Below are 5,109 nucleotides of genomic sequence, written 5' to 3' on the forward strand. Positions count from 1 at the left end.
ATGTGTGGCGCGAGGCCACTCCCAACGACCTGGTCTGTGTAACCCCCGGTACCCGGGCCCAGACCAAGGACGACAACGCCCAGGCCGCGAGCCGCAGGGCCCAACCGGCGGGCACGTGCAAGTCGGGGTACGTGTGGCGCGAGGCCACGGGCTCCGGGGACCGTGTCTGCGTCACTCCCGGCACTCGCGCCCAGACCCGGGAGGACAACGCCCAAGCCGCCAACCGCCGGGTCAGTGCCACGAACCGGACGTGCAAGTCGGGCTATGTGTGGCGCGAGGCCACTCCCAACGACCTGGTCTGTGTAACCCCCGGTACCCGGGCCCAGACCAAGGACGACAACGCCCAGGCCGCGAGCCGCGTACGCTGAACCCCGCCGGCCCGGCACCATACGGCGCCTGAGATCCCGTCCGATCCCTGATCGGACGGGATCTCCTTGCCTGCCCCGCACCACAACGAAAGCGCACACGTAGGGAGGAGCGAGGTCCGCTGCATCCGGCCTCGGCCCGCGGCACAACGGGCAAGGTGCAGGCGGTGCTGGTCCATCAGGAGGCATCGCCCACGGGCTCCTGGTCGGTGCGCGTCGGACCGTGCCGGTCCGGGTCGTCGTTGAGGAAGCCGGCCGACTGGTGCTGCCAGCTTCGTGTAGGCGCCGTCGGAGGCGCGCAACTCCTGGTGGGGTGCTCTGCTCGACGATCCGCCCGCGATCGAGGACGACGAGCCGGTCCGTGTGGGCCACCGGGCTGAGGCGATGTGCCACCACCAGTGCCGTCCGCCACTCCATCAGACGCCGCAACGCCTCCTGGACGAGGATCTCGCTCTCGGAGTCCAGGGCACTGGTCGCCTCGTCCAGCAGCAGGATCGGGGCGTCCCGCAGGATCGCCCTGGCGAGCACGACACGCTGGCGATGCCCCCCCGTTACCGTTTTCGTATAGTAAGTGACGGAAATCCATGCTGCACGTTCAACGTTAAGGCTGTAATCAAAGGCTACGACGGCGAAGAGTGCATGAGTCGGGCAGTCATCATCGACGCTAACACCAACGAACAAGGGGAACCGGGTGACGTTGCTTGGTACCGACCCGAAAGTGACCACGATGAAGGTGCTGTAGATACCTTTATAGGCATCAATGCACCAGGGACTTACATAGTCCGCTTCATCTTGTACGCGCCGAACGGAACGGAACTCGACCGACAGGATAGCGGCCAAATTAATGTACCGTGAGCGAAAATTCTGGTGGCATCGCCTCCCCCCCCCCTCACCAGCCGGGCGCGTTCCGCCACCACAGCGACGCTCAGGCTGCTGCGATCAACGAGCCGGCCCAGCTGCTCCCCGAAACTACGGACCTGATGTCAAGCTCCTCGGGGTAGTGCTTTCCAGCTCGGCATTCTCGCTCCCGCTGCGTCAGCCCTGCTGCGAAATCCCTATCAGATGTCTGGATCAAACAGAGTTGGCTTGGGAGACGCTGGGGAGCGGCTATCGCATCGTGGCGCGTCCAGATGCCCGATCCAAACCGTGAGGAAGACCCACCGCTGCCGTCGCTCGGCCACATCGTCCAACTGCGGCCGGCGCTCGAACAACCCCTCCAGTGGCTCCCAGGCCGCCTGCTTCTCGATCAAGACCTCGACGTACTCGTACCGCCCGTAGGTCCAGCCGTCTCGAACCAGACCAGGTTCGACGTTGGCTCGCTCCCAATACGGGAACTCCGGCGTCCGCCAGGTCACGTAGCCGTCGTGCTGGCCGGGGCCGCGCTCCGACCAGATGACCTCGCTGGCCTTCGTGCTTGACTCCGGCTTGGCCCGGAAGTCGGAGGTCGCCTGGCCGTCATCGCTGGTCTTGGAGCAGTACGGATGATGCGATACCCGGTCGCTACCTGGCAGTGACAGCCCCAGCAGGTGAACACTGCCCAGGGCCAGGCAGACGGCCAAGAGCAAAGCTCCAACAGGAACTCTCCAGCCAGCGCTGGATGACGGCTCCGGAGGCCTGCTTCAAAGTTTTGACGCGCTCCATGTTGACGCGGATAGACGAGCACCGAGAATACCCCATTCCCGAGTGTGAACCGGTGCTACTGAAGCGATACATGGAACTGGAACGGCAGGCGGCCCGTGACGCTGTGGAAGGCATCCGCAACCGGTAACGCCTTGCCGAGATGGCGAGTAAGCTCTTTTCACACATACGAAGGGGCCTACTGCAATGGTTCAGCGCACCGTAACCGTCTATACCGACGATCTCAGCGGAGCCGAAGGCGAAGACGTCACCACGCACACTTTTAGCGTGGACGGCGTCAACTACGAGGTCGACCTCGGACACGACAACTACCAGAAGCTGCTGGACGCCCTGGGACCGTTCATGGGGGCTGGCCGCAAGACTGGCAGTGGCGCTCGGCGGCCGGCCAAGCGCGGCAGCCAGACCAGCCGCGGGGACGCGGCCAAGGTCCGCGAGTGGGCTCAGAGCCAGGGCATTGAGGTCAACACCCGCGGTCGCATCCCGGCTGACCTGATGGAGCGGTACGAAGCCGCCCACTGATGGCGCGGCTCGGAACGACTGAAGCCCCCGGACACGCGACAGGCGCGCCGGGGGCTTCGGCTTGGTCAAGCCGCGTGCCACTGATGCGGGCGGCCTCCGCGCCACTCCACCCAGCGAGGGTCATCCATGACAGCGTCCGGCTGATCGACCCCGGCTGCTTCCAGGAACACCACGAGGTCGTGGTCGGAGTAGGCCGTCCCCAGGATTTCGTTACGCCCATGCCGGTGCGCCGTGACCCGCCGGCCGCCGCTGACAGAGGGCCGGTGTACGACAGTGGGCGGGCTTCCCATGCCTCCCAGCCTGCCCCTTAGCATTCACCTTGCGCCAGCCGCCGTCAGAACCGCCACCGGCAGCAGCATATTTGCGTGCTTTGGTCATGGGGACACGAGGCCAGCACATCGCAGGCCCGCGTCAAAAAGTCGGGGGACTGCATCTTCAACTGCCGACAGATGGCCGGGGATTCAGCCTGCCGTGACCGTGTGGGTCCCAGAGGCGTATCGACTCCGGGTATGAGATGCGGACGCGAGCGATGAGGACGAAGGTGTAATAGAGGTTCTCCGATGGAGGCCCGCTACCCCCTTCGCTCGCAGTGCCGCGAGCATCGGCTTAGAGGCTGATCTGCTGGCGAGAGGCAGAAGTAGGCGGGGAGGTCACACATGCGTGAGACAAGACGTCGACTTGCCGCACTCGGTATGGCAATCGTTATGTCAAGTGTCATCCATGCAGCAATCACGCCGCGAGCGAGCGCGGTTTCACACTCCCCACTTACAACCGTCGGGGGCGGTGTCCCAACATCGTTCGCCGGCATGAGAAACACGTGGCCACACGTCAATGCCGCTGCCATCGTCTGTACACCGACGCTCATGATCGGCGTCCGTGGCTCCGACGAAAACCCAGTGGGCCCCAAGCATCCAGGGGGTGCGCATGGCCTTGGTGTCCCTCTGGAAGCGGTCTACGAAGGGCTTCCCCAGGGCACAGGCGTGTACGGCTTGCCCTATGAGGCGCGCGCCGTTCCACAACTCTTCATCGAGAGCGTCGCCGAAGCCGTGAAGGGTCTGCAGCCCTTGAAGTTTGGAGGCCCTCCTCCGAAGACCACCGTGGACGGCGCGTCTGAGCTTGTGGACCAACTCCGACTTCAGACCACAGTCTGTGACAAACAACTGAAGAAGAAGCAAAAGATCGTGCTCGCTGGATACTCGCAGGGGTCGTTGATAATTCGCTTGGCGCTGAAGCAGCTTAAAAATGAGTCCGTGATCCTCGATCACATTAAGGGCATCGTGCTGCTCGGGGACCCCTCGCAGGACTTGGTTGCGGCTCCCGCTCTCAGTAGCGATCTCAAGAATCGAACGATGTCCGTCTGCTTGCTCGGTGACCTGATCTGCAAAGGGCCCAACGATGAGGTTGCCCAAAAAACGGCGTCAGCATGCATCGTGAGGTCCACGTTTGGCTGCCCACACTTGCAGTATGGGGGTGCGGCAGCCCTAAATGCCGGTGCAGGGCGAACAGCTTGGAAGTCCGCGGAGTACCTCAAATCTGCCCTTGAGCGACCAGAAGTCGCCTGGCAGAACCACACCTACAACCTGACGTGCGACGATATCGTCAAAGACACGGCAAAGGTGGTCCTTCGCAAGGGTAAGGGGACTGCGAGAGGCGGGGCTATCGGGAAATACGACCGCTGGGACGTGCGAATTCAACGGATCACACAGGGGACATTGCCGCGCCTCGGCAACGTAAACGCTGTACTGTTCTCCTGCAGCCCTCAGCCGAGTAACTTCTTTACGCAAGAGTTGCGTGTCTATCGCTCCGGTGATGGAAGAGAGATAGCACGGATTCCACATCTGAGTGGCGGGGAATGGCTACCTCCCGAATATCGGCCAGGGTCCGTAGCGATCAGAAAAGACCGCATCGTCGCTGATCTTAAATACTACGGGGCGGGAGACCCCCACGGTTCCCCCTCCAAGCTTCGCCATCTGAGCTGGACTTGGGATGGCATGAAATTCGTGACACATGACGCTGCCGCGAAGCCGGAGGCTTCTGCACGGGTTGACTTGAGCCGCGAACGTATCACCGTAAATGGATTGGGCCCCTTGAAGGTGGGCATGAGCCGCACCCAAGCAGAGAAGGCGGTTGGAGCATCGATCCCACTGGCGGGCGACCCTGCCTGTGCGCATCTGGCCATATCCGGAGGGCCAGAGGGACTACTGCTGCGATTCGTGGACGACAGCCTTGTTGCCATCTCCGTATCGAAGCCAGCGACCTCGGTCTCGACAGCCTCTGGGATCCAGATCGGCAGCACACGAGACGACGTGATGCGCACCTATGCCGGAGAGATTTCCAGCACCTTCGTCGACGATGGACTTGAGGAACTCGTGTTCGCGCCCACCGCGCCGCAATTCTCGGGAAAGGTCATCGTATTCAGCATGAGAGACGGCAAGGTGGAGCAGTTCGTCGCTGGGCAGCGGGACTGGGCGAACCTTGCCCCCTGCCCTCACTAAGAGCTCGTAACACGATCATGAGTCGGACTTGTTGAGGCGTCGCCAGCAGATGAGGCTGCAGGCGAGGGAGACGAACGCGTCGTGGAGCTCGG

The 5,109-nt window shown here is 63.0% G+C and carries 5 protein-coding genes and 1 pseudogene; 3 read left to right on the forward strand and 3 right to left on the reverse strand.

The annotated features are described in order from the left end of the window. The coding region (locus ACFWTC_RS38225) for a hypothetical protein (RefSeq protein ID WP_384075112.1) at positions 1-368 on the forward strand (368 nt) is incomplete at its 5' end. A 175-nt stretch (positions 369-543) separates the two neighbouring features. On the opposite strand, the pseudogene ACFWTC_RS38230 reads toward ACFWTC_RS38225, so the two are convergent. Together ACFWTC_RS38230 and ACFWTC_RS38235 are read right to left on the reverse strand one after the other, a co-directional pair. Next, positions 544-920 (reverse strand): annotated as a pseudogene (locus tag ACFWTC_RS38230) (ATP-binding cassette domain-containing protein); the annotation flags it as partial. A gap of 503 nt (positions 921-1,423) precedes the next feature. After that, complete coding sequence (locus ACFWTC_RS38235; protein WP_384030545.1) at positions 1,424-1,924, reverse strand: hypothetical protein; 501 nt, start codon at positions 1,922-1,924, stop codon at positions 1,424-1,426. A gap of 265 nt (positions 1,925-2,189) precedes the next feature. Between ACFWTC_RS38235 and ACFWTC_RS38240 the strand changes: the two genes are divergently transcribed. Next, positions 2,190-2,522 (forward strand): Lsr2 family protein, encoded by a 333-nt coding sequence (locus tag ACFWTC_RS38240; RefSeq protein ID WP_384030547.1) that lies wholly within the window; start codon positions 2,190-2,192, stop codon positions 2,520-2,522. 65 nt (positions 2,523-2,587) lie between these two features. Here the strand turns inward: ACFWTC_RS38240 and ACFWTC_RS38245 are convergent, their stop codons facing one another. Next, complete coding sequence (locus ACFWTC_RS38245) at positions 2,588-2,812, reverse strand: hypothetical protein (RefSeq protein ID WP_384030549.1); 225 nt, start codon at positions 2,810-2,812, stop codon at positions 2,588-2,590. Between the two features lie 573 nt (positions 2,813-3,385). Between ACFWTC_RS38245 and ACFWTC_RS38250 the strand changes: the two genes are divergently transcribed. Further along, positions 3,386-5,017, forward strand: a complete 1,632-nt coding sequence (locus ACFWTC_RS38250) for a cutinase family protein (protein WP_384030551.1) — start codon at positions 3,386-3,388, stop codon at positions 5,015-5,017. The last annotated feature ends 92 nt before the right edge of the window (positions 5,018-5,109 follow it).

The organism is Streptomyces sp. NPDC058619 (assembly GCF_042717785.1).
Classification (GTDB): domain Bacteria; phylum Actinomycetota; class Actinomycetes; order Streptomycetales; family Streptomycetaceae; genus Streptomyces.

Coding starts and splice junctions, on each gene's coding strand:
- ACFWTC_RS38240 (WP_384030547.1), top strand. CDS start 2,190: ATGGTTCAGCGCACCGTAACCGTCTATACCGACGATCTCAGCGGAGCC.
- ACFWTC_RS38245 (WP_384030549.1), bottom strand. CDS start 2,812: ATGGGAAGCCCGCCCACTGTCGTACACCGGCCCTCTGTCAGCGGCGGC.
- ACFWTC_RS38250 (WP_384030551.1), top strand. CDS start 3,386: ATGATCGGCGTCCGTGGCTCCGACGAAAACCCAGTGGGCCCCAAGCAT.